Raw genomic sequence first — 26,917 nt, forward strand, 5'->3', positions numbered from 1 at the left:
GTAGCCGTGGGCGAAGTGAACTGCTGGCGCGAATAGCGCGGCCCTTTGCGCTCCGGCGTGGGCGCCGGGGCATCGGGCGTAGTCGGTGCTGCGGGCTGGGCGGCCGGCGTGGGGGTAGGGGCGTCGTTCTTCTTTTTAGGAAATCAAATAGTCCCATTGCGGAGTCAAATTCGGGGTGAAGCTGCAAGCTAAGGAGGTTTTGGGGAAGATGCACCCCGCCACTGCCGCTAAAACCGTGTGCCTACTGGGCGGTTTGGTGCCAGCGCCGCAGAAAATCCTGGCGGAAGGCGGCCCCAAGGGGTAGCACCTGCCCGGCCACCGTCAGCTGCTGACTTTCCAGCCGCTCCACCCGGCGCAGGGGCACTACGTAGGACTTATGTACCCGTACAAATTCGGCTTCTGGCAGCTCCGTGAGCAGGCGGCGCAACGTATCCGTCACCACCAGGCGGCCGCCCGCGGTATGCACCTTTACGTAGTTGCCGTAGGCTTCCAGCAGCTGAATATCGGCCAGGGGCACCCGGTGGGTGGTGGCACCATCGCGCAGGAGCAGCGCTGCCGAAGCCTCGGGTGCCGTAGCCGGGCCAGGCGCCGGAGTTGAATTAACAGCAGCTGCCGGCGTGGTAGGGCGCAGGCGGCCTACGGCTTTCAGAAACCGGGGAAAGGGCACGGGCTTTACCAAGTAGTCAATCACGCCGTGCTCGTAGCTTTCCAGAGCAAACTCGCTGTGGGCTGTCGTCAGGATGACAGGAGGCCGCTGCGGCAGAGCCTGCAGCAACTCCAGCCCGCTCATTTCGGGCATCTGAATGTCCAGCAGCACGGCATCCACGGGGTGCTGGTGCAGAAACGCCAGGGCCTCGGCGGCGGTGTAGCAGTGGCCAGCCACGGTGAGGTGGGCCACCCGCCCAATGTACGTGCGCAGCACCTCATGCGCCAGGGGCTCGTCATCCACAATCAGCAAACGCAGGAGAGCAGGGTTCATAGGGTCAGGTCCAGGTCGGTGCAGAATTCGGTGGCCGAGGCTTCGGCGCGCAAGGTATGCCGGCCGGGGTATAAAAGAGCCAGGCGCTGGCGGGTGTTGGCTAGGCCCGTACCCGCCCCGCCGCCGGCATCGGTGGCCGGAGGCAGGGCGTTGCGCAAACTCAGCTGCAGCTGCCCATCCTCCAGCGTCAGCTTTATCGTCACGAAAGAGCCCTGGGCGCGGCGCGTGCCGTAGGTGAAGGCATTTTCGATGAGGGCCAGAAACAGCAGAGGCGGTACCGTGAAGCCAGCCGCCTGCTCGGGGGCGGGTAGTTCGACCACCAGCGGGCAGCGGGCTCCCAGGCGCAGGGCCTGCAGGGCGGTATAGCTGCGCAGGTAGTCCAGCTCTTCCTGCAAGGGTACGCGGGGGCGCTGGGTGCTGTCCAGCTGGTAGCGCATGAGGCCGGAAAGCGCCAGGAGCATATCGGGCGTCTGGGGGCTTTGGGTGAGGCTGAGGGCGTAAAGGCTGTTGAGGGTATTAAACAGGAAGTGGGGGTTCACCTGGGCCTCGAGCAGGCGCAGCTGCTGGTCGCGCTCCAGCAGCTGGGTGCGCAGGCGGGTGCGGCGCTGGGTGATGGAGCGCCATACCATAAGCACGCCCATGGCCAGCAGCTGCACAAACAATACGTTGAAGCTGCTGTGCCCCCAGGAATCCTGGGCGTAGAAGCCGGCAAACACCAGCTTGAGTACCCCGCCCAGCAGCAGTGACCAGGCCAGCAGCGCGGCCAGGTACAGAAAGTACCGGCCCTGGTCGAGCAGGCGGGGCACCAGCACCAGGTGGTTTACATACACCGCGCCCACGGTGGGCAGCAGCAGGTACACCAGAAACTCCCGAAAGACGTGCCAGGGGAAGTCCCCGGTCAGGAAGCGGCGGTCGGCCACCACCGACAGGGCAAGCATGGACGACCACACCAGCGCGTCGCGGAATGTAAGCCGAAGCCAGGCGGGCAGCCCCGCACGGGAAGCCGGAAGAATAGAAGTAGCCATACAGTAGCCGGGGCCTTACCAACCGGCAAGGTTCAGGACGAAAGTAGAGGATAGGGCTGCGGCCACCAACCCCGCGTGACCAACGCGGGTTATCCCGGCAGGTAAGGCGTTCATCCTTTTTTCCGGTGGGTTGGTCCGGCCGTTTTTTATTCCTGCCATAGGTCCGGCAGTTTTGGGCATCGAAACGGCGCTGTGCAGCGCGGATTTCGAAAAAGCCTTTCCTTTTGTTCGACAATCTGATCTATGAAAACATCTTCACTCCTGGCCCTTGCCCTCGGCAGTCTGCTAACCACTACAGCTGCACTGGCTCAATCCTCCAATGGACCTGCCGGCACTTGGCAGGGTAGCTTAAAGCTGCCTTCCGGCGACTTGCAGGCAGTGTTTACCCTGGCGGGTAGCCCGGCCGCGCTCAGCGGCACGCTGTCGGTTCCCCAGCAGGGCCTGAAAGACATGCCTCTCACCCGGGCCGTGCTGCGCGCCGATAGTCTGTACCTGACCCTTACGCCCTTGGAAGCGCGCTTTATTGGCCGGTTTTCCGCCGATCAGCAGCAGGTTTCCGGCCTGTGGCAGCAAGGCGGGGCCGAAATGCCCCTCACGCTGACGCACGGCGCGGCCCCCGCAAAGGCTGCCCTGCGCCGCCCCCAAACCCCCAAGGGGCCGTTCCCTTACCAGAGCCAGGACGTAAGCTTCTCCAACCCGAAAGCCAAGCTGAGCCTGGCTGGCACGCTCACCCTGCCAAAAGGCAAGGGCCCCTTCCCGGCGGTGGTGCTGGTGAGCGGCTCCGGGCCGCAGGACCGCAACGAATCCATTCTCGGCCACCAGCCCTTCCTGGTGCTGGCTGACTACCTCACCCGCCAGGGATTTGCCGTGCTACGCTACGACGACCGGGGCACGGCCCAGTCCGGGGGCACGTTTGAGGGGGCTACCACCGCCGACTTTACCACCGATGCGCAGTCGGCCCTGACCTACCTGCGCACCCGCCCCGACATCAAGCCTGCCCAAGTAGCGTTGATCGGCCACAGTGAAGGCGGGCTGGTGGCCTGGCAAGCGGCCTCCCAGCCCGGCGGACCTAACCTAGTGGTGACGCTGGCTGGCCCCGGCCTTGCCGGCGACGCCGTACTGCTACGCCAGCAGCAAGACATTGGCCGGGCGCAAGGCATGGACACGGCCTCGCTGGGTGAGATGGGGCGCGTAAACGGGGCGCTGTTCGCCGAGCTGCGCCGCCAGCCGGCCAGCACCAGCACCGAGGCGCTGACCAAGCTGCTGGTTGCTCGTGTGCAACAGCTGCAACCCCAGGTAAGCTCGGAGGAAGCCCAGCAGGGAGTAGCCCAACTCACCGGCCCATGGATGCGCTATTTCCTTACAACGGACGTGGCTACTTATCTGCGCCAGGTGAAAGTGCCCGTGCTGGCCCTCAACGGCGCCAAGGATACCCAGGTGGCAGCCAGTCAAAATCTGCAGGCCATTGAGCAGGGGCTGAAAGCTGCTGGTAACCGCGACGTCACGGTGCGGTCGTTGCCCGGCCTCAACCACCTCTTTCAAACCGCCGACACAGGAGCCCCCCAAGAGTACGTGGGCCTGGAAGAAACCTTCTCCCCGGCGGCTCTGGAAGCTGTGGGCTCTTGGCTAAAGGCGCACACAAGCAGCAAGTAGTTAAAATAGAGGAAGTGAGAGCTGTGAAGTAGGTGTCATACAACACCTACTTCACAGCTCTCACTTTTCATTGACCGTCGGAGCCGTTGCAGGGTGCCAGCAGTTCCGATACTTCCCGAATGGTGTACGGCTCGTTGTGGTTGCCCCAGTTCTGCTGCACAAAGTTCAGCAGGTTGGCAATCTGCGAGTCGGTCAGGTCGGGGTGGCCAGGCATCACCTGGTTATATTCTACCCCGTTTATCACCACCGGCCCGCGCTGGCCCTGGCGCACCAGGCAGGGCAGAGTAGCGCGGTGGCGCGTCACGTAGTCGGAGGCGGCTACGGGCGGAATCAGGCGGCGCAGGCCTTCGCCCTGTTCCCCGTGGCAGCTGGCGCAGTGCGACTGGTAGAGCTTGGCGCCTTCGTTCTGGCGGTTGGAAAAGCAACCCGCCAAGCACAGTGCCGCGAGGAGCACGGCCACTGCTTGCAGACAAGTGCGCAGCGGAAGCATTAGGGTTTAGGCTGGTTGGCTTCCTCTTCGTTCAGCAGCACGGGCAGCTCCCGGATGAGGCGGTCCACCTCGGCTTTCACCATTCCATCGTAGAGGCCGCGCACGTGGCCTTTGCTGTCGACTAGCGCAAAGGTGCCGTTGTGGGCCACGCCGCCCGGCGCTTCCTTATCAGGCTGGGCCGCGGTGAAATAGGCGTGAGCCAGCCCAAAGACGGTGTCGCGCGCGGCCGTGGCGAAGTGCCACTGGCTGGCGTCCTTCACGCCCAGTCGCTCAGCGTAGTCGCGCAGCACAGGAATGGAGTCGTGGTCGGGGTCGATGGTATGGGAGAGGAAAGCCACGCGCGGATTGCCCTTGTACTGCTCGTACACCCGCAGCAGCTCACTCTGCATTTTGGGGCAGATGCTGGGGCAGGTAGCAAAGAAAAAGTCCGTGACGTACACCTTGCCGGAAAACGTGGCTTTATTGACGGGCTGACCCTGCTGGTTGGTGAGCTGAAAGGTCGGCACCACGGCAAACACTGTATCGGCCGGGCCACCGTCGGCTCGGGGCTTCACTTCCCGCTCCCCGATGTAGGGCAGGGTAGCCGCTTTTTCGGAGTTGGAATCGAGTGAGCAAGAAGCCAGCAGCAGGCCAGCCGACAGCGCCAGCGCACCACCGCGCAGCGCCTCGAGGGAGAAGTAACGCATCATAACGAAGAAGGAGAAGCGGCCGTAGGGGCCGCGGGCAATAGGGCCTGCGCGGAGTCGAGGCTGCTGTTCATGAGAAGGCCAACGGAATCGATGCGCTGCTGCTGCCGGGCAAAGTAGGTTAGCTGCCGGGCGGGCGCCATGGTATCGGCGGGCTTGCGGTACTGGTGCATCCAGCTCATCATGGCGCTTTCGGCGGCTAGCAGGGCGCGCCTACGGGCACCCGCACCCGCGGAGTCGGCAGCGGGCAGGGCCTGAAGCTGCTGGCGGCGGGAATAGAGCTGGTCCATCCGCGCCATCAGCGAGTCGTGAGAGGCCAGCACGCGCTGCTCAGCGGCAGTTACCTGCTCGGCAGGATTGGGCGAGGAAGAGCAGGCCGTCAGCAGACCGCTCAGGCCACTTAGTAGGGCAACAATAATCGAAAACGTACGCACGCGGCAAATGTACGGCACGATTGGCAACCATGCTCGTCCCGTGGCCGGGTTACCAGTTGGAATGCAGCTCGGCGTAGTGCCACAGCCAGGCAGCCAGTGCCCAGGCTCCCCACAGCAACAGCCCGAAGCCCAGCAGCAGCACAATGGCTACTACTACCATCAGCCCTTTACCGCTGCCCTGGTAGCGGCCCTCCTGGTAGTGGCGGCGCAACAGCTGCACGTTCCGGTCGTTGGCTTTATAGGCGAAGTCGAAAATGTTGCCCAGGATGGGAATGGAGCCGATAAGTGAATCTAGCACCACGTTGATAACCATGCGCATAATCAGGCTGCCGCTTGCTCCATGGCGGAACATGGTCATGATCAGCACGCCGGAAATGGCCATCGACGGCAGGTTGCCCACCACCGGAATCAGGCCCATGATGGGGTCGAGACCGAAGCGCCAAGTGGTACCGGGCACGCGAAACTGGCTGTCCATAAGCCGGGAAATATGCGAAACCCAGCGCAGGCGCTCATCCTGGTCGAAGGACGTGGGAGTAGCCGGAGAAACAGGAGAGGAGGCCATAGGGGAGAGGTTATGGCCTTCTAACGCAACTCCGCGGAAAATGATAAACCAACCTATTACGCCGAGCAGCAGTTATACCCTGACGACCTAATCATCAACTATCACCCCCTTACCAATCACCACTATGGAACAACGCACGCTGGGCCGGCAGGGCCTCACGGTATCAGCCCTGGGATTGGGCTGCATGGGCATGTCGGACTTCTACGCCGGCCGCGACGACGCCGAAAGTACGCGCACCCTGCACCGCGCCCTGGAACTGGGCATCACGTTTTTCGACACGGCCGACATGTACGGCCCCTATACCAATGAGGAGCTGGTAGGCCGCGCCCTTCGCGAGCAGCGCCAACAGGTGGCCCTGGCTACCAAGTTTGGCATTCAGCGCGACCCCAACGACCCCACCCGGCGCGGCATTAGCGGGCGGCCGGAGTATGTGCGTGAGGCGTGTGAGGGCAGCCTGCGCCGCCTCGGCACCGACTACATCGACCTGTACTACCAGCACCGCGTGGACCCCAATACGCCTATTGAGGAAACGGTAGGAGCTATGGCGGAGCTGGTGCAGGCCGGCAAAGTGCGCTACCTGGGCCTTTCCGAAGCATCCGCCGATACCATCCGACGCGCCCACACCGTGCACCCCATCACGGCCCTGCAAAGCGAGTATTCGCTCTGGAGCCGCGACCCGGAAGACGGTGTGCTGCAAACCTGCCGCGAGCTGGGCATTGGGTTTGTGCCTTACTCTCCCCTGGGCCGGGGCTTCCTCACGGGCCAGATCCAGCGGTTTGAGGATTTGGCTGCCGACGACTACCGCCGCTTCACACCACGCTTTCAGGGGGAGAATTTCCAGAAGAATCTTGATCTGGTGGCCCGTATCCGCGAAATGGCCGAGCAGAAAAACTGTACAGCCGGCCAGCTGGCGTTGGCCTGGGTGCTAGCCCAAGGAACAGACGTTGTTCCAATTCCCGGCACGAAGCGTGTGAAGTACCTGGAGGAAAACGTGGGTGCCCTCAACGTGACCCTCACTGCCCAGGAGCTTAAGCAGCTCGACGAACTCGCACCTCAGGCTGCCGGTTTGCGCTACCCCGCCGAGATGATGAAATCGGTGAATGGGTAAAATACGCACGGTCATGCTGAGCTTGTCGAAGCATCTCTGCCGCTTCGTCTGGATATCATTCAAACAAAGCGGTAGAGATGCTTCGACAAGCTCAGCATGACGTTTAGCTGAAGGCCCAATTCTCTATTTCCCCAGCGGCGGGAGCAGGTCAATCCAGCCGTCTTCGCTCACTACGATGGCCAGGCAGGGGTAGCGGCTGGTTTCCACGTAACGGACGGCGGAGTTGAAGCGGGAGCCGCGCGAGGAGTCACCTTTAGCCGTGGCCAACCCGTCGAGGATGGCGCCGATGCCGAAGCAGGTACCCTGCGGGTCGATGAGCACGGCTCCGTCGATGTTGGTGACCAGCCGCACCATGGCCGGCGTAATGCGTGTGGGCGTAACGCGGTAGCACTGCGTGGCCAGGCGGCGGGCTTCCTGGGCGGCGCCGTCGGAGATAAGCAGGATGGTGCCGGTAGGCTGGGAGGTGGCACTTAGCGCCAACGACCACAGGTACTCCACCCCCGAGGCGGCCATGTCGGGCCAGTTGCGCCGGATGGCCCGCTCGAAGTTTCGCTCATCTACCCGGGAGCGGGGCAGGCGCGGCGTGTTCGATACCACGCGCATCATTACCTCCCCGGCGTGGCTCAGGTCCCAGCTATAGTGCTTGGTGAAGTGCACCATAAACAGGGGCTCGTAGTTGGGGTCGTCCAGCTCTACCACCTCGCCCAGACCAAAGAGGTTGGCCGCGTCGCTCATCAGCGCCACATTTTCCTCGCTCAGCTCCAGGAGCTTGCGCATCGACCGATGGTCGCGCAGGGCAATAGGCGTTTCCAGCAGCAGCACGGGCCGCACGGCCGGGTGGTTGCGGCGCGAAAGAGCCATCAGGCCCACGCCTTCGTCGCCCTCGTGGCGCAGGGCGGCAATGCCGTTGCAGGCGTCGTAGAGGCCGTGGTTGCCATTGCCGACGGCCAGCATAAAGCGGCGGCCGGCGGCCCGCAGCAGCTCGTTGTAGTCGCGGTCGAGAATGGGGCGGTCCTCATCCAGGTCCGACTCACGCAGGGCCCGCAGGCAGTCGTGCAGAAACTCCTGCACCGTGGCTTGCAGCAGGGAGCCGGCGCGGCCGTGCGGGGCCGAAGGCAGGGCGTAGTGGCTATGATAGGCCTCGGCGTTCATCTGCAACACCACCAGAATCTGGTAGTTGTTTACGCTCACTGGTTGGGAGCAGAACGACACGCGGGCCTCGGCTGGGGTAGCCGCTTCCAGGTCGGCAATGGTGGCTTCGGTGGCGCGGCGCAGCAGATTGTACCACCGCAGCTTCTCAAACCGGTCGTGGTCGTTGGGGTGCAGGTGGTACACCACTTCGCGCGGGCCTTCGGGCTCCAGCTGCATGGCCCGCGTTTTCACATCCTGAAACTGGGCGGGCCGGTAGCGGTGCGTGGGGGGCTCAATCACCACGGCGGCAGGCTCGTTGGCTTCCTTGGCGGCCGCCAGCCCGAGCAGGAAAACCTCGGGGCGCAGGTTACGGTCGAGCAAATTAAAAATTCCTTCGGCAAACAGCTGGGCGGAAACGCGGAAGAGGCTTTTCTGAGAGTCCCACATGGGCAACGATGGGCAGCCGCGCAGCGGCACTAAAGGGGCAGGTAGCCCGTGTACGCAAAACCCGGGGCAAAAGGTGGCTATGCGCGCTGGTTTTAGGCCAACTATCATTCGGCCCGCAGGTTGTACCCCGGCAAGGCACTGCGGCTGGCAACTTTCTGAAGCAGCTTTAGTATCTTGGTAGTACCGCTTTATCCCACCGCTATGTATGTAGATCTACGGTTTTCGATCCTGCTCGCAGTGGTACTGCTGCCCCTGCTGACGGGCTACTGCGCCTACACGCACGGTCGGTCGTTCCGGCTGTGGTTTGCGCTGGGCTGTCTGCTGCCCGTAGGTTCCTTTTTCGTGCTCGTGGCCCTGCTATACCGCCAGCTGACCGACCCCGGCGAGCAGCTGTTGCTGGAAGCCAAAGCCATTCTGGCCACCGCCGAGGAAGAAGAGTTGATGAAGAAGGAAGAATGAGCTATTGCGAGGCGAGGCCGAAGCAGTGACACGGTGTCAGTCCTGCTTTAAATATCCCAGCATGGCGCGGGCAACCCAGGCACCGGTACTAAAGCAGCCTTGCAACAGATAGCCGCCGGTAGGGGCTTCCCAGTCCAGCATTTCACCAGCTACGAAGGTGCCCGGCCGCTGGCGTAGCATCAGTTCCTCCGTTACTTCCGGCCATGCCACGCCCCCAGCCGAGCTGATAGCCTCTTCGAGCGGGCGCAAACCGGCAATGGGGATAGGAAGATGGGTGAGCAGGCGGGCCAGAGCGTCGGCGTTGGTGGGTAGCTCGGGCACCAGTTCCCGCAGCAGCGTAGGCACCGGCGGCTTCAGGCGCAGCGTCTCGGCGAGGAACTTCGGCCACGACTGAGTTGCCCGCCGCTGCCGCAGCTTTTCGGTGAGCTGAGCCAAGGGCACATCGGGCTTGAGGTTGAGGTGCAGCTGCGCCGGGGCACCATCGGCCAGCGCAGTCCGTAGCTCCGGGGTAAGGGCATATACCGGCGTACCTTCCAGTCCGTAGTCGGTGAGCATGATTTCGCCGCGCACGGGGAGACCAAGGCAACTCAGGGCCACATTCTTGAGGGGTGCCCGCCCCACTTTCTCCCGAAAGAAGTCTGACCAAGCTACCTCGGCCCCGCAGTTGCCGGGCGCAAACGGCACGCACCGGATGCCTAGCTCTTCCAGCAGTGGCACCCAGCGGCCATCGGAGCCGGTTTTGGCCCAGCTCGCGCCACCCAGGGCTAGTAGCGTAGCGGCGGGGTGCAGCACGGTTTCTTCGCCGGTGGTTTCGTTCAGTAGGCGCAGGCCGCTAGCCCCGGCAAAGCCGAGCCAGCGGTGGCGGGTATGCACTTGCACGCCCAGCGTGTGCAGGCGGCGCAGCCAGGCGCGTAGCAAATCGGCGGGCTTGTGCTCGGGCCGCGGAAATACCCGCCCACTGGTGCCCACAAAGGTGTCGATGCCCAGGTCCAGCGCCCAGGCGCGCAGGTCGGCGGGGGAGAAGTGCGTCAGAAACCGATGAAATAAGGCCGCGTGGGGCCCGTAGCGGCCGGCAAACGCTTCGGCGGGCTCGGCGTTGGTGAGGTTGAAGCCACCGTGCCCGGCTACCAGAAACTTGCGGCCTACGGTGTTCTGCGCCTCAAATACGGCTACTCGACGGCCCGCCTCGGCCAGCCGCTGGGCGGCCAGCATGGCCGCCGGGCCACCACCAATAATGGCTATTTCGGGATAGGAAGAAGCGGGCTGCACCCGGCAAAAGTACGCAGCCATTTTTAGGGGTGAAGGAGTGTATGAGTGAATGCGTGCGAACGGTGGGGCTTGAGCCCTCGGGCTGTTTGGCTGGTTCTGGCGGGGCGGGATGCTGGCTGCTCAAGCTCGCGCCCTGCCCTCGACCCGGATACGGCCTCCCCAACCACGCCGGTGAGCTGCAGCGCGGCAAGTGAAGGGAGGTAGTCCGACCTTGGGCCGCTTTCCTGCGTATCCGGAGCTCCTCTTTGTTGATTTTCTTGACGCGCGTATGGGTCCTTACTCTATTCTGATTGGGCTGAGCCTGGCCATTATTCTCTCGTATCTGTTTGATCTGGCGGCCCGCGCCACCCGCATTCCGTCGGTGCTGATGCTGCTGGCCACGGGCATTGCCCTGCGCCAGACGGCCGACTACTTTGACGTGGCCGTGCGTGTGCCGCAGCTGATGCTGGAGCTGTTTGGCATCATCGGGCTGATAATGATTGTGCTGGAAGGCGCCCTGGATTTGGAGCTGCGCCGCGAAAAAGCCCCGCTTATCCGGCGCTCCTTCGTGGCGGCCCTACTGATATTGGTGGTACAGGCCGGGGCCATTGCCTGGCTGCTGCACCTGTACGTGGGCGCCTCGTTTCAAAGCTGCCTGATCAATGCCGTGCCGCTGGCCGTTATCAGCTCGGCCATTGCCATTCCCAGCGTGGCCAACCTGGGCGGTGAAAAGCAGGAGTTTATCGTGTACGAAAGCACGTTTTCCGACATTCTGGGCATCATGCTCTTCAACTTTGCGGTGCAGGACAACTTTGCTCAGGGCGTGTCGGTCGTCACGTTTGCGCGCGACGTGATGGCCGTGCTGGTGGTGGCCGTGCTCAGCACGGCCGCGCTGGCGTTTCTGCTCGACCGAATCCGGCTGCACGTCAAGTTTTTCCTCATCATTGCCTTCCTGGTGCTGGTGTACTCGCTGTCCAAGAAGCTGCACCTGTCCTCGCTGATTGTGGTGCTGGTCTTCGGGCTGGTAGTCAACAATGCCAAGCTGTTTCTGCAGGGGCCGCTGGCGCGCTGGTTCCGTCCCGAACGCCTCAGCGAGGAGCTGCACCAGCTCAAGAGCATTACCGCCGAGTCGGCCTTCCTGATTCGCACGTTCTTCTTTCTGCTGTTCGGCTTTTCCATCACCATCGGCAACGTGCTCAATGGCGGCCTGCTGCTGCAGGGTGTGCTGATTGTGGCTGTGCTCACGCTCATTCGCTTTTTCTACCTGCGCTACGTGGCCCGCACCGACCTCGTGCCCGAACTGTTTATTGCGCCTAAAGGCCTTATCAGCGTGCTGCTCTTCTACAGCATTCCGCAGGAGCACCTTATCGGCGAAATCAGTGAGAACATCCTTTTTGTCGTCATTCTGCTCACCGGCGTGATGATGATGGTAGGTTTGATGCTGGCCCCCAAAACACCCCAGCTAGGCGAGTACTAGCAGTGAGTGAGTGAATTGTCATTGCGAGCGAAGCGAAGCAATCCGACCTCTGAAACGTGCTAAGCCTCCCTAACACAGAAAGCCCCTGACGTCTATACTGGCGTCAGGGGCTTTCTGGTAAATGGGGGCGCCTGGTATGGTACAGGACGGATTGCTTCGCTTCGCTCGCAATGACACAGCTTCAACTGGGCCATTTCACTGCTAGTCTGATTCTTTGAGCAGCTGGCGGCGGTAGGCAGCCAGGATGGCGGATTTCAGCAGGAAGCCGGCGTAGCGGCCGTTTTCAACCACGGGCAGTGCCCAGGCGCCTACCTGCTCCATGCAGCGCAGGGTATCCAGCATCATATCATCGGGGTTGACGATGGCGGGGGGCTGGGTCATCAGGTCAGCCACAAGGGTGGTGGTATAGTGTTCGTCGTCGAAGAGGGCGTCGCGCACGGTGTCCAGGCTCACAATGCCCAGCAGCTCCCCGCGCTCATTTACTACCGGAAACAGGTTGCGGGTGGCGTGGCGGAAGATGTCAACCAGCTCGCCCAGCGTATTTTCGGGCCGTACCGTCACGAAGTCGTTCTGGATAAGATGGTGCAGATCCAGCTGGGAAAGCAGACCCCGGTCGCGGTCCTGATGCATGTAGATGCCCTGCTTGGCCAGCTTGCGGGTGTACACCGAATACGGCTCGAAGTACTTGGTAACCAGATAGGAACAAGACGTAACGGCCATCAAAGGCACGAACAGGGCGTAGCCGCCGGTAATTTCGGCAATGAGGAAGATGGCCGTGAGCGGGGCGTGCACCACGCCGGCCAGCATCCCGGCCATACCCAGCACAATGAAATGCACTTCCGGCACCGGGGTCATGCCACTCAGGTTGATGATGCGGGCGTACACGAATCCGGCCAGCGCCCCCACAAACAGTGAGGAGCCAAACATGCCCCCGTTGCCGCCCGAACCCACCGTAATGGTGGTGGCCACCACTTTCAGCAGCATACTGCCAATGGCCACCAGCAGCACCAGCAGCACGCTGTCGTCGCGGTACACGGCAAACAAGGAGCCATCCACCAGCCGCTCCGACTGCCCGCTTAGCAGCAGCTGCACAATGTCGTACCCCTCGCCGTAAAGCGGAGGGAAGATGAACACCAGCAGCCCCAGCGCTATGCCGCCCGCCACAATCTTATGGAAGGGGTTGGGCCACCGCTCATATAGCCGCTCCGCCAGAAAGTACACCCGAATCATGTAGACCGAGAGCAAGGCCGTGAACATGGCCAGCATGAGGTAAAACGGAATGGCCTCCACGGGCCAGGCGGTGGTAATAAGCACGAACGGCTGCCCGGCGTACAGCAGCTTGGACACCACCGTGGCTGTGGCCGAGGAAATAAGCAGGGGAATGAAAAACGGCGCCGACAGCTCCGAGAGAATGGCCTCCACCGCAAACAGCACCCCCGCAATGGGCGAGTTGAAGATGGCCGCCACGCCCGCAGCCGCCCCGCACCCTACCAGCAGGCGCCGCTCGCGCCGGCCCACCCGCAGAATGCGCCCCACGTTGGAGCCAATGGCCGAGCCCGTGACGGAAATAGGCGCCTCCAGCCCCGCCGAGCCCCCAAACGTAACGGTCAGAAACGAGGTGACCATCTGAGAATAGAGCTTGCTGCGCGGCACGATGCTGCCCTGGCGGGCAATGTTGTACACGATGGGCCCCACACCCCGGCTCAGCTGCCCGCCCAGCACGTAGCGCGTAAACAGCACCGACAGCGAAATACCGATGATGGGGTAAAGCGACAGTGCAAACACCCGGTACTGCTCGGGCACCCAGGCAAAAATGAGCCCCTGGCTGACGTGCACGGAGTTTTTGAGCAGTACCGCCGCCAGGCCCGCCAGCAGGCCCACCACAATGCTGAGCAGAATCAGGTATACCCGGTCGTTGACGTGGCGCAGCCGCCACAGCAACAAAGGGCCCAGCAGCCGGTGGATAACGTTTTTGGGCATAGCAGCGGAAAAAGCCGGCAGTTGGTGATAAGGCTGTCGGCGGCAAGGGTGGGAACGGGCACTTCGGCGGCGCGCAGCGGGAGCAGCACGGAGTAGGAGCCGGGCCACGCGCCCGGCCGCTCTGCCGCACTAACGGACAAGATGGAGAACTTACGCTGGAATAAGCCGAAAAAAATCAAATTACTGCACCGCCGCCGGGTGCGGGTAGCCCTGCTCCACTAACATTTCCCTGATTCCCTGCATCAGCTCGCTTTTTAGCAGCTGCGTGCCGCGCCGGTAATCCTCGGAGAAAGTCCAGAAATACACGTGCAGGGTAGCCACGGTACCGTCGGTTTTCTCTACGATAACGTAGGGCGTGTGCGGCTCCTCATTTTCCACGTCTTGGTACTGGCGCACGAATTCCAGTACGAGCTCCTGCACCTTGTTGGGGCGCTTGTCCTGCTCAATGTCGATGGAAACCAGGAAGTCCTGGCGGATGTGCCCGTCGCGGGTGAAGTTGATGAGCGGCTCGCGCAGCACCAGCGCGTTGGGCAGGTAGATGTGCTTGCCGTCGAAGGTTTTGATGAGGGTGGTGCGCAGGTTGAGGGCCTCCACGCGGCCCATCAGCTCCTTGTTGTCGCGAATCTGAATGGTGTCGTGAATGCGGAAGGGCCGATTGAAGGCCAGCACCACGCCCGCCAGGAAGTTCTCGGCAATATCCTTGAGGGCAAAGCCTACCACAAAGGCCGTAAGGCCGGCCGCGCCCAGCACGCCCGTAACCACGCCGGCGGCCCCTATCACCTGCATGGCCAGCAGCAGCCCCAGGCCTATGAAAGCCCACTTGCTCAGGCGGGTCAGAAACTCGGCCAGGAGCGGGTCGTGGGAGCGGGCCTGCAGGCGCCCGCCCAGCAGACGGCTCAGCCGCTGCGCCACAAATACGGCAATAGCCAGCAGCACCAGGGCTACGGCCAGCTTAGGCAGCAGAAACAGAAAGTGGGCCCAATAAGTAGTCAGTACCTCGTAGAGGTCGTGTAGCAGCATAGCGAAAAGGCAAAGAGGACGTAAGCAAAACCCCGCCGGCGGGGGCTGGCGGGGCTGTTTTCCTCGGAGGTACGCAAAAAGCTGGCGGCGGGGTTCAGACCAGGGCGGGCCGGTTCATCCAGCGCCAGAACACCCATCCGCCCACGGTGTAGGCCACCACATCGAGCGGGTCGGCCACCATGCCCGGCTTGAAGAACGGCATCAGCAGCTCAAACCAGATGGCAACGACAACCCAGGTGCTGGCAATCCATGCCAAAGGCAGGACAAAGTCAGGACGCCGGAAATAAAAGCGCCGTAGCACCCACAGCGCCAGCGTCAGCTCCAGCGGCAGCGTGAGCAGGTCGCCCAGGTGGGAGTTGATGAAGGCCGGCAGTGGGGGCCACGGCGCCCAATAGCGGTTGATGCAGGAGAAAAGGTAGAGCACAGCTCCCCCGATAAACAGCGGCTGCCGCAGCTCCTGCGGCAGTGTTACCCGGCCAACGCGGTTACTACCCATATCATAAAAGCCAGGAGCGCCGCAAAAGCCAGTTGCCCGCCCCGAATGATGTATTTGAAAAAACGGACGAAAGAGCTGTCCTCGGGCTTTATCTCGATGAGCATGACCGAGGACATCTTCGCGTTGACCAGCTCTTCCCGCTCCTGCTCGTTGCGTCGCAGCTGCGGGTCCAGCAGCTGCCCGCACCGCTCGCACCGGTCGTCGCTGTGCTGTCGCCAGGCCGACCAGTGGCTGCAGTGCGGGCATTTTTTGGAGGAGGAAAGCAGGGAAGTATCCATGGCCCAAAAGTACGCGGCAATTGCCGGCTGCCCGGGCAAATCGGCCTACATAATGATGTGACTTTTCGCCTGCTTATTCCTCCATGATGTCCTCGTTCCAGAGGGCGGGCTCGGCGGCAATGAATTCCTCCATCATCTGCACGCACTCGGGCAAATCCAGGTCCACTACTTCCACGCCGTGGCTTTCCATGAACTCGCGGGCTCCGTCAAACGTGCGCGACTCGCCCACGACTACTTTCGGAATCTTGAACTGCACGATGGTGCCGGCGCACATAAAGCAAGGCATCAGGGTGCTATAAATGACGGTGTTGCGGTAGCCCTCGGCCTGGCGGCCGGCGTTGTTGAGGCAGTCCATTTCGCCGTGCAGAATGGGATTCAGCTCCTGCACGCGCTTGTTGTGGCCCCGGGCCACCAGCTTACCGTCGCGCACCAGTACCGAGCCAATTGGAATGCCACCCTGGGACCGGCCCAGCCGGGCTTCGTCGATGGCAGCTTGCATGAATTCGTCCATGAGAGAAAAATGAGGAAGGGTGATAATTAGCGAAAGTTACTTCGATGAGCCCAAAGCAATAATAACATGGGCAATATGCAAGATCCACCAATGAGAACGTTCCGAGTAGTATCGTGCTCTAAACCAAACAGGCCGCATAATACAACCAACAGTAGCTGACCGAGTCCAGTAAGCTTTACGTGCCGCCACCAAATAGTTGAGGCTTCAACACCGTGGTTCTCGAAGCCGACAGAGCCATGATAAAGCAGGTTAAATACACTAACAAAAAGATATTTAGCAGGGCTAAAAGTAGAAAGAGAGTGAATAGGAACATAAATAGTAAAAGGTAATTCAGCGCGCACAAATCCCCTTGTAAGAGCACCACTGGCACACGTCCAGGTCGTCGGTCTTGCGGATATGTTCCTTAGGGGCGAGCATGCGGTCTACCAGACGGCGCATGGCCTCGTGGCTGGACTGTTCGAAGGAAAGCTCGTCGGTGGTCAGAAAGGAAAGGTCGGCTTCGAGCGGGGTGGGGTCGGGGCTGCGCAGGGGCACAATGGCGGCCTGGGCAGCGGGGTAGCCCAGCTGCGCCAGCATGAGGCGGTAAAGCCAGAGCTGCCGCACTTTCTCGGCCCCGCCCCCGGCCTCCGTTACCAGCCGCTCCAGGGCTTCCTGGGGCGTGTACTTTTGCGGGCGCTGCCCAGCAGGTTGAGGCCCCCGCCGTGCACCGCCCCGGTTTTGTAGTCGATGATGCGGCGCTGGCCGTTGGGCAGCTCGTCTACCCGGTCGGCGTAGCCTACCAGACGCACCGCTACCTGCTCCCCGGTGCTGGTTTCCACAAATACCGTCCCGAACAGCTGCTGCTCCAGGCCTACCACGCGCAAAGGGCCTTCCTCGGCAATCTGCTGAGCTAGGGAATCGAGGTAGCGGTCTACCAGATGCACGCCCACGCCGCGCAGCACGTGGTTGAGGCCTTCGTCGGGCAGCTGCTGGCGCGGGGCCGCGGCTTCCTCCCCATCTTCCAGGGCCAGCCCGCGCTCCAGCAGCTCGGCAACCTGGGGCTTCCAGCTGGCAATATCTTCCACGGTTATCAGCTTGCTTTCCGCCACAAACGGCGTCATCAGGTGCTCCAGCACAAAGTGCACGGCCGTGCCGAACACGTCGGCGCCCAGGTCTTCGGCCACGCCTTCCTGCTCCTGAAACTTGGCAATGCGCGAAAAGTAAAACCGTAGGGAGCAGGTCAGAAACTCATTGAGGGCCGAAGCCGACAAGCCCCGCTCCAGCAGCCCCCGGATGGCCCCGCGCATCTCGTAGTCCTTTTCCAGCACCAGGTCGCCCTCGTATTTCTGGTACCCCTCGGAGCCGCGCGCAATTTCGCCGCCCACCTGCTGCCCGTTAGGTAGCACCGTGGCGGAGGCCGTCAGATCGAGCAGCTCCAGGCCCGGGTTCTGAGCGGCCAGATCGTGCTGAATCTGGAGCAGAAAGCGGCTTCGTTCCCCGGCCTGCACGCCCTCGGCCCCGGGCAGAATGTAAACCAGATCAACCCGCCGGGCGCGCTGGAGCAGGCGCCAGAACTGATGACTGGTGGCGGCCTCGTGCTCGGCGTAGGTGGGCATGCCGTACTTGGTGAGCACGTCGTAGGGAAACAGGGAGGTATTGCGCTTGGGCGCGGGCAAAATCTGCTCGTTGCAGCTCAGGATAATGATGTGGTCGAAGTCGAGGGCGCGGGTTTCGAGCAGGCCCATCACCTGCACCTGGGCAATCGGCTCCCCGGCGAAAGGCAGGCGGGTGCGCGTCATCTGCTCGTACAAGAACCGCCGGAAGGAGCGCACCGAAGGCCGCTGGGTGCGACAGTCGAAGGCCGAATCGAGCTGGCGCACCAGGGTATAGAACAAATAGAGGTACTCGGCTTCGATGGCCGTGTGCTCCTGCTGGTACACGTCGCGCAGCAGCTCAATCACCTCGTAGCAGGCCCGCACCACGTCGTCGCAGTTGCGCCAGGGGCGGAACAGGGCTTCTACCAGCGGGTGGTGGCGGCCCAGCTCGCGCAGCTCGGCTTCGGTGAGCAGCACGGCATTGCGCTTCACAATCTGCCGGCAGATGTCGTCCAGCACCCCGTGAAAGGCGGCCTGCTCGGGCTGGGTGTCGAGCCAGTTTTCGTAGCGGCGCAGGAAGGGGTGAGCCAGCAGCTTCGTGACGGTGAGGTGATGGTAGCGCCGGATACCGTAGTCGGAGCTGGTTTCGCCCTCCCGGATGCCGGTCAGGTGCACCTCAAACAGCAAATCAATCAGGTTGAACAAAGGCGTGCTGCGGAAGCTCAGGCCCATCGTCACGTTGAACTGGGGCACCTGCTCGGGCGGCAGGCCGTGCAGCACCGGCAAGAGCAGGGTTTCATCGGGCAGCACCACGGCCACCGAGGCCCGGGGCGCGGTGTGCAGGCCTTCCATCACCAGCTGCCCGGCCACTTTGCCCTGCATGGAGTTGTTGGCCACCCCAATAAACCGGACGCGGCGGGGCAGGGTGCGCAGCAGCTCCTCGGCGCCCATGTCCCCGAAGCCAAAGGCTGTGGGCGGTAAATCGAGGGAGTCGGCCAGCTGGCGGAAGGGCTGCCCGGCGCGGTTGGGCGAGTCGCCGTCGAGGTAAAACCGGTCGGTGTCGAAGCGCACTTCGGCCTTGCGCTCCTTCAGCAGCAGCTTGAGCAGGCGGCGCTCCGCTTTCGACAGCACGCCCAGACCCAGGAAGACATGCTGGGGCACTTGCTCGGGGGCAGTCTGCAGGCGCTTTTGCAGGGCATCCACGGCCAGGCGGTAGGCCAGGCCCGGGTAGGCCAGATGCTGCTCCTTCAGGCGGCGGCGCAGGCGGCGGTACACTTTCTCCAGGTCGTCCCAGAAGCGAAACCAGGCGGCCGTGGCCGAGGCCGGAGCCGGCGAGTCGCTGAGGTCCCAGCGTTCCAGGGCTTTGGCTTCGGACAGGTACTCGAACAGGTTGCTGGCGTCGGCCAGGTTCTGGTCGAGGGCCGAGAAGTCGTCGAGGAGCAGGCGCGACCAGCCCGTGAACAGGTCAAAATCCAGCTTGGGGTCGATTTCCCGCAGGATGTCGAACAGCAGCAGCTGCAGGGCAATGGGCTCTTCCACCTGCACGCCGGCCAGCTCCACCATGTAGTCTTCCATGGCCGCCACGCGGGGGCTCCACAGCGCCTCGCCCTTGGGCGCGGCCAGGGCCAGCTCGTTTTTGAGGTAGACCACGGCCCGGCGCGTGGGCACTACCACCACCAGGTCTGACAGCTCACTGCCCGAAAAGCGGCTCAACAAATCCTGGGCGGCCTGGCGCAGAAAGGGTTGCAGGGCAGCGGTAGGGTCAGCAGGTTCGGCGAGGGGGAAGGCAGAAGGGGCGGGGCGGGGCGTCATACTGGGTAAAGATACGGCGGGCGGGTTTCAGCCGCGCCTTCCGGTGGGTTTTGGCAAGCGGCGGGCCGCTAGGCAGCCCTTTTCTACGCGGGTATAGTATTCCGCAAGCCTTTATATAGCCAATTCACAAACGATGTAGCGGCTGTGTAGAGACGCATACTTGCGTCTACTCGTTGAACGGCATGCGGCGCAGACGACGAGACGCAAGTATGCGTCTCTACACCGTTCACGAAACCGCTATACCTTCATCATTTACCAAAATTTCCACCACGGCTTTCCGTCGGCTTCTACTGACGCTGCTTTAATGTCCGCAAGCATTTGTTGTTTTCGCCACTCATGTTCAAGCAGTTGCCGCTCGTCTTCTAGTAGTCGAGCTACCTGTTGTTTTAAATCGGCCCAGTTTTCAATATTTTCCAGGGAATACCCCTGATAGAACTTCAAAAAGTGTTCTACGTCTTGCTGTATGTTCTCCACGGAGCCGTAAATATTGGCTTGCGCTGCCTCAAAATCGTCTATTCTATAGATAAACCATTCCTCAGTATCGGTGAAAACAGCTTCGCGGCACAAGCGTTCTAAGGCGGCAACGGTCTGCTCTAAGTTGAGGGTGCAGTTGGTGTATTTCTGGTACAAAAGCCCAAGCAGCGGACCGCCTTGCGCACGTTGGGAATCAAAGCGCAGGTAGTCTCCGAAATACTCAATCAGATGATGCTTGCTCCTGGAGCTCAACAACGCCAGATCAATGAAGAAAATGTCCGGCTGTTCCTCCTGTAGAACGATTTTGTCGGCCCAGGCTATGATTTCCTCTTTGGTAAGCATGCCGCTGGCCAGCCCTGCCCTAATTAAATGGAGTGTGGGTAATATGCTTTTCGGATTGGTAGATTGCATGGGGTGATAGACGGGTAGAAGTTGTTGCCGTTCGCAAAACGATACAGTGTCAATATAGCTAACCCTGCCAGGTTTGTTTCATTATGCCTATTCGCGTTACACTTCAGGAACAGCCCGCCGAGCCAGAAAATCAGATCCAGCAAGTACTCCTGAAGGTGGGCGGGCTGGTGCTGCTACCCATCTGGCTGCCGTTGCTGCTGCTGTTTCTGCTGGGCCTTATGCTGGTTTTCGGCTTTCTGCACCTGTGGGATAAGCTACGCGGCACCGCGCCGAAGCCGTTTCTACAACCAGAGTTGCCTAGCGAGCCGGTAGCTGTCTGGCAGAACGAGCGGCTAACTGTTCTGATGCAGGAAGCGGACGATAACGACGCGTTTTACAAACAGCACGAAGCCTTGTTGGATACCTGGACTGATGCGGTTGCCGATCAATATTTTTCCACTCATCAACTCTTTACCCAGCCGCCTATTACTGGCTTAAATCAGGTGGCCGTATCGGATTTCGTGCACCCTTGGGCCGACGGAGTGTTGCTCCAGCTGCTGGAAGCCGCGCCCGGCTCCGAAGCGGGCGTAACGTCCTGGCTGATCTACGTGGATGGCCGCACACTTACTTGGCAGAAGCTGCGGGAAATAGGCCTGTACGCGCTGCACGAGGCCAATCCACCGCTGCCAGATCAGGTGAAGGGTTTTCGCATCAACGGCGACGAGCTAACGGTGAGGCTGGCTCAGGTATAGCCAAATCCTGTACCTACTTTCCCGGCATGCAGGCCGTACCGAAGCTGTACCCATCTTCATCCGAAAACGCCCGCTGCCATGAACCCGACGCAACTCAGCCGCGAACTGCGCACCGCCCAAACTCCTGACCTCAAGCGCCGCCGCTGGATTATCGGCCTGTCCTTGCTGGGCGCCGCCATGGGCCAGATCGTGACCTTGTACCAGACCGGCATCATCCGCCACCTTCCCGACCCGCCCATCGGCCCCTTCGATTCCGATAAGGTGGACGCCTCCGACTACGGTTACAAGCGCCTCGACACGCCCGATGCGGCCGGCATGCTCATCACCTACGCCTTCACCACGGCCCTCGCCTCGGCCGGCGGCAAAGACCGCGCCCTGCTCAAGCCCTGGGTACCCCTGGCCATGGGTGGCAAAATCCTGAGCGACGTCCTCACAAACCTGACGCTGGCCCGCGAAGAATGGCAGGAAAACAAGGCCCTGTGCTTCTACTGCCAAACAGCTAACGTGCTGTCGGTAGCCTCACTGGCCCTGGCCGTACCAGAAGTAGTGCGCGCCGCCCGCAATGCCTTCGGAGGCGGCCCCAACAACGTAGCGCAGGTGTAAGTTTTTGCGCATCTTGTGGCCCCGGCGCTGCTGCTACCTGGCAGGCCGGGGTTTTCTATGCGTAACACATTCTACGGATTGTTATTGTTGGGTTTGGTGGGTTGTGAGACCCGTCAAACAGCTACCACCGAAGCTCGGGTGACACCTCCGGCTGCTGTAAAGCAGTCCGAAGTAGTGCAGCCCGCCGTTCAGCCAAGGCAGGATACCACCGATTACAGTGAGGAAAGTAGTTGGGTAATGGGTGCCCACGCCGAACAGCTAGATACTCTTTTGCGCATAGATGGGAAATCGTACCGCCTGCGGATGCGTGCCCAATCTGACAGTAGTGCTAGGCTTCAATATATTCAGAAGCCTGTGGCCGGAGAATCCCGGCAGATGATAGATACCATCCGTGGCGTCGACGCCAGCTTCACCTACGAGCTGTACGATGGCCAGGGCAAACGGCTGTTTCAACGCGTTTTGCGCAAGCCTGAGTTCTACAAAGCGGCCGGCCACGACCTGACCATCAACAGCGTGCTTATCGGACCTGACTTTGTGGGGTATAACGCCCCCCGCAAGGCCTTGCTGTTCAGCCAAAGCTTTGTGCCCGACGGCACTGACGTCGGCACGCAGTGCTTCCTGATGCTGGGCCTGGATGGGCGGGTCCGAATGCTTATCGAAGGAAACTGGGCGGGTGGGAATGAGGCCGACTGCGGCGTGGCCCAGGCCATCAACGGGGCCACTATCCTAACTTGTCAGGAGTTGATTCTGCCGAACGGGCGCCGTATGAACCTGCAAAAGAAGAACGCGGAGCTCGTTGCGGCTTTTTTTCTGAGCGACAGTACCCTGTTCGTGGCCTACGACTACGTAACGCACCAGTTGGTTAAGCTGGAGGAAGGAGGTCAAGGAATAGAGGAGGTGCGCGACCCGCGCCTGCAGCGCACGGCCAACGCCCAGATACTTGACCTGACGGGCAAGCCCCTGGCTGCCTTCCGCTACGACGGTTTCTCCAACGAGCTGGGGTATCTTGTGCCGCGCCGGTATGTATGGCAGACGAGCACCTATTACCTGCTGGATGAAGCCCGGAATAGCGTGCATCTTATCAGCCAGCAGCACCCCGAAAATCCCCAGGAACTCAAGCTGAGTCAACTGGAGAAGTTCCAAGCCCCTCGCCGGCCTTTGGAGCGAGCCATCAAGCTATACGGCAGCTCCGGCCAGGCTCACCTGTTGTACGTGGACACCCGCACGGGCCGCATCCGTCACCAGATCAACATCTAAACGCCACCACTTCCTCCGTCTCGAAGTAGTACAGCAGCCCGCGCACGTCGGCAAAGCCCAGGCGCTTGAACAGCTGCCCGTACTGGCGCACCAGCTGCTGGTGCCGGTCTTCGGGCGGTGGCACCCGGAAGTCGAGGAGGGTGACGCGCCCCCGGCCCTCACCCAGCCCGGGCTCAAACACCACCCGGTCGGGCTTATAGTCTTCGCGGGGGGCGCCGCCTACCAGAATTTCCCGCTCCGTCTCGGCAATGACCCCGGGCTGGAAATACGGGGCCAGCTGCGGATGCTGCACCACTTGGCGCAGACGTTGGAGCAGCTCGGGCCGCTCGCGGCGGCTTACCAGCCCCTCTGCCGTGAGCTGCCCCGCCACGCGCTCCACATCCGGGGCCATGATGACACGGCGTAGGGCAAAGTGCAGCTTGCGGCTCCACTCGCGCTGCTGTTGCTGCTCCGAGAAGTCGAATACGGTGCTGGCGTGCCGCCGCAGCCGCAGGCGCTGCTCCCAGTCGGCCGTGCTCAGGTTGGTCAGGGCGAATTGGTTGCTGGTTGCCGGTTGTTGGCTGTTCGTTTGGGCTGGTGCCGGGCTGCCGTGATTGAGCACGTAGGTGAGCTGTTCCTCGTTCCACTGGCCCAGGCTCACGAGGTAACGGTGGAGCAGTTGGGCAATGTTGGTAGCCGGGGCGGTTTCGTCCTTCGCCGATTTACCGGCGTCGGGGCGGCGGGTGATGATGTAGAGGCGGTGGCGGGGTCGGGTGAAGGCCACGTAGAGCAGGTTGAGGGCTTCCACGAAGGTTTTTTCGCGCTCCTCGGCGTACTGGTCTGCCAGCACGGTCTGGGCTAGCTCCTTGCGCTGCTTGACCACGGCCACCGGCGGCATTTCGGCCACGGGCTTGTCTTCCGCCGCCAGCCGGCCCCAGAGGTAGGAGCCCCCGAAGGCCGAGCTGGGCTCGAGGCTCCAGTCAGCCCAGGGTACGATGACCACGCCGTAGGCCAGGCCCTTCGCCTTGTGCACCGTGGTGATGGTGACGGCCCCGCCGCGTCCGGCCGGGGCGTTGATGCTCAGGTTGCTTTTGCGCTGGTCCCAGTAAGCCAGAAAGTTGCCCAGGTTGTTGCCGAAGCGCAGGGAGTACTCCAGGGTCAGATCCAGAAAGCGGAACAGATACTCGCTTTCCTCGCGCCGGTGCAGCAGGCCAAACAGGCCCATCAGCTTCTCGCTCAGCTCGTAGAGGTCGAGGTTGCCGGTTTGCTTTTCCTGCACGTCGTAGCCCAGGCGGCGCAGCTCGTCGAAAAACGGCTTGCTGCGCTCCTCCTTGGCAATTTCCCCGATGCGCCGGGCGCGGGTAGGGGTAGGCGGCACCCCACGTACCACTTTATCGACCAGCAGCAAAGCCTCCACCCGGGCCAGGGAGTTGGTAGGCTGGTGCAGCACCCGCAGAATAGCCACCAGCAAATTTACCACTTCGGCAAACTCCAACGACAGCGAATCAGCCGAAATGATGTCATAGCCCCGCTCTTTCAGAAACTTGGCCACCCGCCGGCTCTGGTCGCGGCGGCGGCACAGCACGGCCACGTCTTCCAGCCGGAACCCGTCGGCCAGGGCTTGCTCCACCAGGGCCAGGGTGAGGTAGAGCGTGCTTTCGTCGTAGTCAAGGGACTCCGCGCCGCTATGGCCGGGCAGGGGTTCGTCGGTATAGCGGCTTTCGGCGGGGCGGTACAGGCGGGCCGGGGCATCGGGCTGGGTAAGGAGGATTTCGACGTGGGCCTCACCCCCCGGCCCCCCTCTCCCGCGGAGAGGGGGGAGCCTGATGACGGTCGTTCTGACGGGGCGGAGCTACTCCGCTCACGCTGCGCAGCCCCGCCGTGCGCGTCAGATTCTGACGGGTTTGGTTTGTTTAGCGCCTGATGAAGGGTATCAAGTACATTCGGAAGCTGGTGCAGTACCTGCTCGTTAGTAAAGCGAATTATCCGGTAACCAAGTCCTTCTAGTTCGTGGGTGCGGCCTGCGTCATATTCAGCCTGTTCATGGTCGCCGTGGACTTCGCCATCAATTTCTACGACCAGCAGGGCCGGAATGCACACGAAATCCACGATAAACGAGCCGATGACGTGCTGGCGGCGAAACTTCGCGCCCAGCTTACCGTCCCGAAGCTCCTGCCAGAGTACTTCCTCCGCCGGAGTAGGGTGCCGCCGCATTTCCTTGGCAAAATTCGATGTCTTCTCCCAGGCGCGTGCATCAGCCGTCATCACAAACTCGCCTACGGTGCCAGTAGGTAGCAATGGCACCGTATCCGTTGCGGGGCTGCGCAGCGCGAGCGAAGCAGCTCCGCGTCGTTGCACGGAATCGTCAGGCTCCCCCTCTCCGCGGGAGAGGGGGCCAGGGGGTGAGGCCTGCACAAACTCCGCGTCGTAAATCTGCTGCACCAGTTCCAGCTGCGGGTGGCTCTGGGAAACGTGCGTAAAAAAGTCGTTGTTGAACTGGATGATCTGCGGGCCCGAGCGGTAATTGGTTTGTAGGGAAGCCGGTTCCAGGGCGCCTTCCAGCCCGATATAGCGCGCTTCCAGAATGTCGCGGGTTTCCTCATCCTGGGCGCGGTTGATGAGCGGCAGCGTGTGGCCCTGGTACAGGCGCAGAATCTGCTCCATTTCGCCCCCGCGCCAGCGGTAGATGGCCTGCTTGGCGTCGCCCACAGCTAGGCTCAGGTTGCCGCCCGCCACGGCGTTTTCCACCAGCGGCAGCAGGTTGTTCCACTGCAGTTCCGAGGTGTCCTGAAACTCGTCGATGAGCAGGTGCTGGTATTTCTCGCCCAGCCGCTCGTACAGAAACGGCACTGGCTCGCGCAGCACTATCTGGGCCAGCCGCCGGTTGAACTCCCCAATCAGCACCACGTTGCGGTCCTGACTTACCTGCTGCACGGCCTTGCTCAGCTCACTCAGCAGCGACACGTGAAACAGCTGCGGCAGCATTCCTTCGATCAGCAGATACTGGCTCAGATACTGGTCGCGCCGCTGCTCAAGCTCCTGGAATACCTGCGTCAGCTCACCCGCCACAGCTTCCAGCGCGGGCTTCAGCGGACCTTTCATAGCATCGGCGCTGCCCCACTTGCCTGTCTCCGCCGCCTTGCGGGCCGTAGCGGTAGGGACGCTGCCCGGCTCCTCCAGCCAGCGCAGTGGCTTGGTGAAGTGCGAGTGCACGCCCCGACTGCCGCCCGCCAGCTGGTCGGGCACGAGGCCATGCTGAGCTAACGCGGCCGTGGCCCGGTCGCCGAGGGCCTGCATGTCGGTCTGCATCTGCTCCCGGCGCTGCTTGAGGGTTTTGTGCAGGGTACGAAACTCCTTCAGCTCCATCTGCTGCAGCTGGGCCACGGCCTCATGCACCGACTCATTCAGCAGAAACTTGCCGAAGCGCATCATCTCGTCGGGCAGCTGGTTCCAGCTGCGGCCTTCCTCGGCCTTGCTCAGGGCGTAGTCCTGCAGGGTGCGCGTGAGCAGGGCGTGCTCCTCGCCGCGGTTTACCTTATCCAGCAGCAAAGCCACCGCCGCGTGCAGTATGGATTCGTCGTCGAGCTCCACCTCGAAGGCAGCCGGCAAGCCCAGCTCCCGCGTGAAAGCCTGCACCACCCGCTGCACAAACGAGTCGATGGTACTCACGGCGAAGTCGGCGTAGTGGTAGAGCACCAGCTTGAACGTTTGCTGGGCCCGGCGGCGCAGCTGCTGCTGGCGCTGCTCGGGCGTGTCCAGCGTGCGGGGCAGCAGACCGTCGGCGTACAGCTCCTCGGCCAGCTCGGCCAGCAGCGTGTCGGCTTTGGTATCAATGCCGGGGTTGGAAAACCCGCGCAATGCCCCAATGATACGCTCCTTCATTTCGGCCGCGGCGGCGTTGGTGAAGGTAATGGCCAGAATGCTCTTGTAGTAGCCCGCTTCGTTGGCGCCCAGGGCCAGCCGCAGGTATTCCTTGGTAAGCTGATAGGTTTTGCCGGAGCCGGCAGAAGCGGAATAGATGCGGAAGGTAGCGGACATAGGGCGGAAATAATCTACGGTAAAGGTCGCAGGAATGCGTTGATTGCAATGATA

General features: G+C 62.0%; 25 protein-coding genes. 7 read left to right on the plus strand and 18 right to left on the minus strand.

The annotated features are described in order from the left end of the window. Positions 1-241: 241 nt before the first annotated feature. Together LRS06_RS18970 and LRS06_RS18975 are read right to left on the minus strand one after the other, a co-directional pair. Positions 242-979 (minus strand): LytTR family DNA-binding domain-containing protein, encoded by a 738-nt coding sequence (locus LRS06_RS18970; RefSeq protein ID WP_257872943.1) that lies wholly within the window; start codon positions 977-979, stop codon positions 242-244. Beyond that, positions 976-2,004 carry a sensor histidine kinase gene (locus tag LRS06_RS18975; RefSeq protein WP_257872944.1) on the minus strand — a complete coding sequence of 343 codons (1,029 nt, stop codon included), beginning with the start codon at positions 2,002-2,004 and terminating at the stop codon, positions 976-978. Before LRS06_RS18975 ends, LRS06_RS18970 begins: the two co-directional genes overlap by 4 nt. Positions 2,005-2,247: 243 nt before the next feature. Here LRS06_RS18975 and LRS06_RS18980 point away from each other — a divergent pair, with 243 nt between their 5' ends. Then, positions 2,248-3,657, plus strand: a complete 1,410-nt coding sequence (locus tag LRS06_RS18980) for a S9 family peptidase (RefSeq protein WP_257872945.1) — start codon at positions 2,248-2,250, stop codon at positions 3,655-3,657. A 67-nt stretch (positions 3,658-3,724) separates the two neighbouring features. On the opposite strand, the gene LRS06_RS18985 is transcribed toward LRS06_RS18980, so the two are convergent. From LRS06_RS18985 to LRS06_RS19000, 4 genes are read right to left on the minus strand one after another with little or no spacing between them, the layout of a single operon-like run. Then, a complete protein-coding gene (locus tag LRS06_RS18985) occupies positions 3,725-4,147 on the minus strand; it encodes a cytochrome c (protein ID WP_257872946.1) in 423 nt (140 codons plus the stop codon). After that, positions 4,147-4,836 (minus strand): SCO family protein, encoded by a 690-nt coding sequence (locus LRS06_RS18990; RefSeq protein ID WP_257872947.1) that lies wholly within the window; start codon positions 4,834-4,836, stop codon positions 4,147-4,149. Before LRS06_RS18990 ends, LRS06_RS18985 begins: the two co-directional genes overlap by 1 nt. Continuing rightward, positions 4,833-5,267, minus strand: coding sequence for a hypothetical protein (locus LRS06_RS18995; RefSeq protein ID WP_257872948.1), 435 nt, complete (start codon positions 5,265-5,267; stop codon positions 4,833-4,835). Before LRS06_RS18995 ends, LRS06_RS18990 begins: the two co-directional genes overlap by 4 nt. Before the next feature lie 49 nt (positions 5,268-5,316). Continuing rightward, positions 5,317-5,829 (minus strand): DUF4112 domain-containing protein, encoded by a 513-nt coding sequence (locus LRS06_RS19000; protein ID WP_257872949.1) that lies wholly within the window; start codon positions 5,827-5,829, stop codon positions 5,317-5,319. 124 nt (positions 5,830-5,953) lie between these two features. On the opposite strand from LRS06_RS19000, the gene LRS06_RS19005 reads away from it, so the two are divergent. Then, on the plus strand, positions 5,954-6,937 hold the full coding sequence (locus tag LRS06_RS19005; RefSeq protein ID WP_257872950.1) for an aldo/keto reductase: 984 nt from the start codon (positions 5,954-5,956) through the stop codon (positions 6,935-6,937). A 123-nt stretch (positions 6,938-7,060) separates the two neighbouring features. On the opposite strand, the gene LRS06_RS19010 is transcribed toward LRS06_RS19005, so the two are convergent. After that, complete coding sequence (locus LRS06_RS19010; protein ID WP_257872951.1) at positions 7,061-8,515, minus strand: DNA integrity scanning protein DisA nucleotide-binding domain protein; 1,455 nt, start codon at positions 8,513-8,515, stop codon at positions 7,061-7,063. Positions 8,516-8,716: 201 nt separating this feature from the next. On the opposite strand from LRS06_RS19010, the gene LRS06_RS19015 reads away from it, so the two are divergent. Then, the gene (locus LRS06_RS19015) at positions 8,717-8,974 is read left to right on the plus strand and encodes a hypothetical protein (RefSeq protein WP_257872952.1); all 258 of its coding nucleotides are present in this window, start codon (positions 8,717-8,719) and stop codon (positions 8,972-8,974) included. A gap of 36 nt (positions 8,975-9,010) precedes the next feature. Here LRS06_RS19015 and LRS06_RS19020 read toward each other — a convergent pair whose 3' ends face one another. Next, the gene (locus LRS06_RS19020) at positions 9,011-10,264 is read right to left on the minus strand and encodes an NAD(P)-dependent oxidoreductase (RefSeq protein ID WP_257872953.1); all 1,254 of its coding nucleotides are present in this window, start codon (positions 10,262-10,264) and stop codon (positions 9,011-9,013) included. Between the two features lie 247 nt (positions 10,265-10,511). Between LRS06_RS19020 and LRS06_RS19025 the strand changes: the two genes are divergently transcribed. Further along, complete coding sequence (locus LRS06_RS19025; RefSeq protein ID WP_257872954.1) at positions 10,512-11,699, plus strand: cation:proton antiporter; 1,188 nt, start codon at positions 10,512-10,514, stop codon at positions 11,697-11,699. A gap of 201 nt (positions 11,700-11,900) precedes the next feature. Here the strand turns inward: LRS06_RS19025 and LRS06_RS19030 are convergent, their stop codons facing one another. The 8 genes from LRS06_RS19030 to LRS06_RS19065 all read right to left on the minus strand — a co-directional run bounded on the left by LRS06_RS19030 (position 11,901) and on the right by LRS06_RS19065 (position 20,255). Beyond that, positions 11,901-13,679: a chloride channel protein gene (locus LRS06_RS19030; RefSeq protein ID WP_257872955.1), complete on the minus strand. Its 1,779-nt coding sequence runs from the start codon at positions 13,677-13,679 to the stop codon at positions 11,901-11,903. 180 nt (positions 13,680-13,859) lie between these two features. Further along, the gene (locus LRS06_RS19035; RefSeq protein WP_257872956.1) at positions 13,860-14,699 is read right to left on the minus strand and encodes a mechanosensitive ion channel family protein; all 840 of its coding nucleotides are present in this window, start codon (positions 14,697-14,699) and stop codon (positions 13,860-13,862) included. A 94-nt stretch (positions 14,700-14,793) separates the two neighbouring features. Then, positions 14,794-15,195 (minus strand): hypothetical protein, encoded by a 402-nt coding sequence (locus LRS06_RS19040; protein ID WP_257872957.1) that lies wholly within the window; start codon positions 15,193-15,195, stop codon positions 14,794-14,796. Next, positions 15,168-15,473 (minus strand): hypothetical protein, encoded by a 306-nt coding sequence (locus tag LRS06_RS19045; protein ID WP_257872958.1) that lies wholly within the window; start codon positions 15,471-15,473, stop codon positions 15,168-15,170. Before LRS06_RS19045 ends, LRS06_RS19040 begins: the two co-directional genes overlap by 28 nt. Positions 15,474-15,546: 73 nt before the next feature. Next, a complete protein-coding gene (locus LRS06_RS19050; protein ID WP_149069321.1) occupies positions 15,547-15,984 on the minus strand; it encodes a nucleoside deaminase in 438 nt (145 codons plus the stop codon). 330 nt (positions 15,985-16,314) lie between these two features. Continuing rightward, positions 16,315-16,587 carry a PD-(D/E)XK nuclease family protein gene (locus tag LRS06_RS19055; protein WP_374679435.1) on the minus strand — a complete coding sequence of 91 codons (273 nt, stop codon included), beginning with the start codon at positions 16,585-16,587 and terminating at the stop codon, positions 16,315-16,317. Between the two features lie 26 nt (positions 16,588-16,613). Beyond that, positions 16,614-19,370, minus strand: a complete 2,757-nt coding sequence (locus tag LRS06_RS19060) for a PD-(D/E)XK nuclease family protein (protein ID WP_257872959.1) — start codon at positions 19,368-19,370, stop codon at positions 16,614-16,616. Positions 19,371-19,622: 252 nt separating this feature from the next. Then, positions 19,623-20,255, minus strand: coding sequence for a hypothetical protein (locus LRS06_RS19065; RefSeq protein WP_257872960.1), 633 nt, complete (start codon positions 20,253-20,255; stop codon positions 19,623-19,625). A gap of 83 nt (positions 20,256-20,338) precedes the next feature. Here LRS06_RS19065 and LRS06_RS19070 point away from each other — a divergent pair, with 83 nt between their 5' ends. From LRS06_RS19070 to LRS06_RS19080, 3 genes are all read left to right on the plus strand, one after another. Next, entirely contained in the window at positions 20,339-20,986 is a 648-nt protein-coding gene (locus LRS06_RS19070; protein ID WP_257872961.1) for a hypothetical protein, read from the plus strand. A 78-nt stretch (positions 20,987-21,064) separates the two neighbouring features. Continuing rightward, positions 21,065-21,589 (plus strand): vitamin K epoxide reductase family protein, encoded by a 525-nt coding sequence (locus tag LRS06_RS19075; protein WP_257872962.1) that lies wholly within the window; start codon positions 21,065-21,067, stop codon positions 21,587-21,589. A 375-nt stretch (positions 21,590-21,964) separates the two neighbouring features. Continuing rightward, on the plus strand, positions 21,965-22,846 hold the full coding sequence (locus LRS06_RS19080) for a hypothetical protein (RefSeq protein WP_257872963.1): 882 nt from the start codon (positions 21,965-21,967) through the stop codon (positions 22,844-22,846). Here LRS06_RS19080 and LRS06_RS19085 read toward each other — a convergent pair. Continuing rightward, a complete protein-coding gene (locus tag LRS06_RS19085; protein WP_257872964.1) occupies positions 22,836-24,455 on the minus strand; it encodes a 3'-5' exonuclease in 1,620 nt (539 codons plus the stop codon). The genes LRS06_RS19080 and LRS06_RS19085 overlap by 11 nt on opposite strands. Next, a complete protein-coding gene (locus LRS06_RS19090; RefSeq protein WP_257872965.1) occupies positions 24,362-26,863 on the minus strand; it encodes a UvrD-helicase domain-containing protein in 2,502 nt (833 codons plus the stop codon). Before LRS06_RS19090 ends, LRS06_RS19085 begins: the two co-directional genes overlap by 94 nt. Positions 26,864-26,917 lie beyond the last annotated feature (54 nt).

This window comes from Hymenobacter sp. J193 (assembly GCF_024700075.1).
In the GTDB taxonomy this organism is placed as follows: Bacteria; Bacteroidota; Bacteroidia; order Cytophagales; family Hymenobacteraceae; genus Hymenobacter.

Excerpts from the sequence above, each read along its gene's own strand:
- LRS06_RS18970 (WP_257872943.1), bottom strand. The coding sequence starts at position 979 with ATGAACCCTGCTCTCCTGCGTTTGCTGATTGTGGATGACGAGCCCCTG.
- LRS06_RS18975 (WP_257872944.1), bottom strand. The coding sequence starts at position 2,004 with ATGGCTACTTCTATTCTTCCGGCTTCCCGTGCGGGGCTGCCCGCCTGG.
- LRS06_RS18980 (WP_257872945.1), top strand. The coding sequence starts at position 2,248 with ATGAAAACATCTTCACTCCTGGCCCTTGCCCTCGGCAGTCTGCTAACC.
- LRS06_RS18985 (WP_257872946.1), bottom strand. The coding sequence starts at position 4,147 with ATGCTTCCGCTGCGCACTTGTCTGCAAGCAGTGGCCGTGCTCCTCGCG.
- LRS06_RS18990 (WP_257872947.1), bottom strand. The coding sequence starts at position 4,836 with ATGATGCGTTACTTCTCCCTCGAGGCGCTGCGCGGTGGTGCGCTGGCG.
- LRS06_RS19000 (WP_257872949.1), bottom strand. The coding sequence starts at position 5,829 with ATGGCCTCCTCTCCTGTTTCTCCGGCTACTCCCACGTCCTTCGACCAG.
- LRS06_RS19005 (WP_257872950.1), top strand. The coding sequence starts at position 5,954 with ATGGAACAACGCACGCTGGGCCGGCAGGGCCTCACGGTATCAGCCCTG.
- LRS06_RS19010 (WP_257872951.1), bottom strand. The coding sequence starts at position 8,515 with ATGTGGGACTCTCAGAAAAGCCTCTTCCGCGTTTCCGCCCAGCTGTTT.
- LRS06_RS19015 (WP_257872952.1), top strand. The coding sequence starts at position 8,717 with ATGTATGTAGATCTACGGTTTTCGATCCTGCTCGCAGTGGTACTGCTG.
- LRS06_RS19020 (WP_257872953.1), bottom strand. The coding sequence starts at position 10,264 with ATGGCTGCGTACTTTTGCCGGGTGCAGCCCGCTTCTTCCTATCCCGAA.
- LRS06_RS19025 (WP_257872954.1), top strand. The coding sequence starts at position 10,512 with ATGGGTCCTTACTCTATTCTGATTGGGCTGAGCCTGGCCATTATTCTC.
- LRS06_RS19030 (WP_257872955.1), bottom strand. The coding sequence starts at position 13,679 with ATGCCCAAAAACGTTATCCACCGGCTGCTGGGCCCTTTGTTGCTGTGG.
- LRS06_RS19035 (WP_257872956.1), bottom strand. The coding sequence starts at position 14,699 with ATGCTGCTACACGACCTCTACGAGGTACTGACTACTTATTGGGCCCAC.
- LRS06_RS19040 (WP_257872957.1), bottom strand. The coding sequence starts at position 15,195 with ATGGGTAGTAACCGCGTTGGCCGGGTAACACTGCCGCAGGAGCTGCGG.
- LRS06_RS19045 (WP_257872958.1), bottom strand. The coding sequence starts at position 15,473 with ATGGATACTTCCCTGCTTTCCTCCTCCAAAAAATGCCCGCACTGCAGC.
- LRS06_RS19050 (WP_149069321.1), bottom strand. The coding sequence starts at position 15,984 with ATGGACGAATTCATGCAAGCTGCCATCGACGAAGCCCGGCTGGGCCGG.
- LRS06_RS19060 (WP_257872959.1), bottom strand. The coding sequence starts at position 19,370 with ATGACGCCCCGCCCCGCCCCTTCTGCCTTCCCCCTCGCCGAACCTGCT.
- LRS06_RS19065 (WP_257872960.1), bottom strand. The coding sequence starts at position 20,255 with ATGCAATCTACCAATCCGAAAAGCATATTACCCACACTCCATTTAATT.
- LRS06_RS19070 (WP_257872961.1), top strand. The coding sequence starts at position 20,339 with ATGCCTATTCGCGTTACACTTCAGGAACAGCCCGCCGAGCCAGAAAAT.
- LRS06_RS19075 (WP_257872962.1), top strand. The coding sequence starts at position 21,065 with ATGAACCCGACGCAACTCAGCCGCGAACTGCGCACCGCCCAAACTCCT.
- LRS06_RS19080 (WP_257872963.1), top strand. The coding sequence starts at position 21,965 with ATGATAGATACCATCCGTGGCGTCGACGCCAGCTTCACCTACGAGCTG.
- LRS06_RS19090 (WP_257872965.1), bottom strand. The coding sequence starts at position 26,863 with ATGTCCGCTACCTTCCGCATCTATTCCGCTTCTGCCGGCTCCGGCAAA.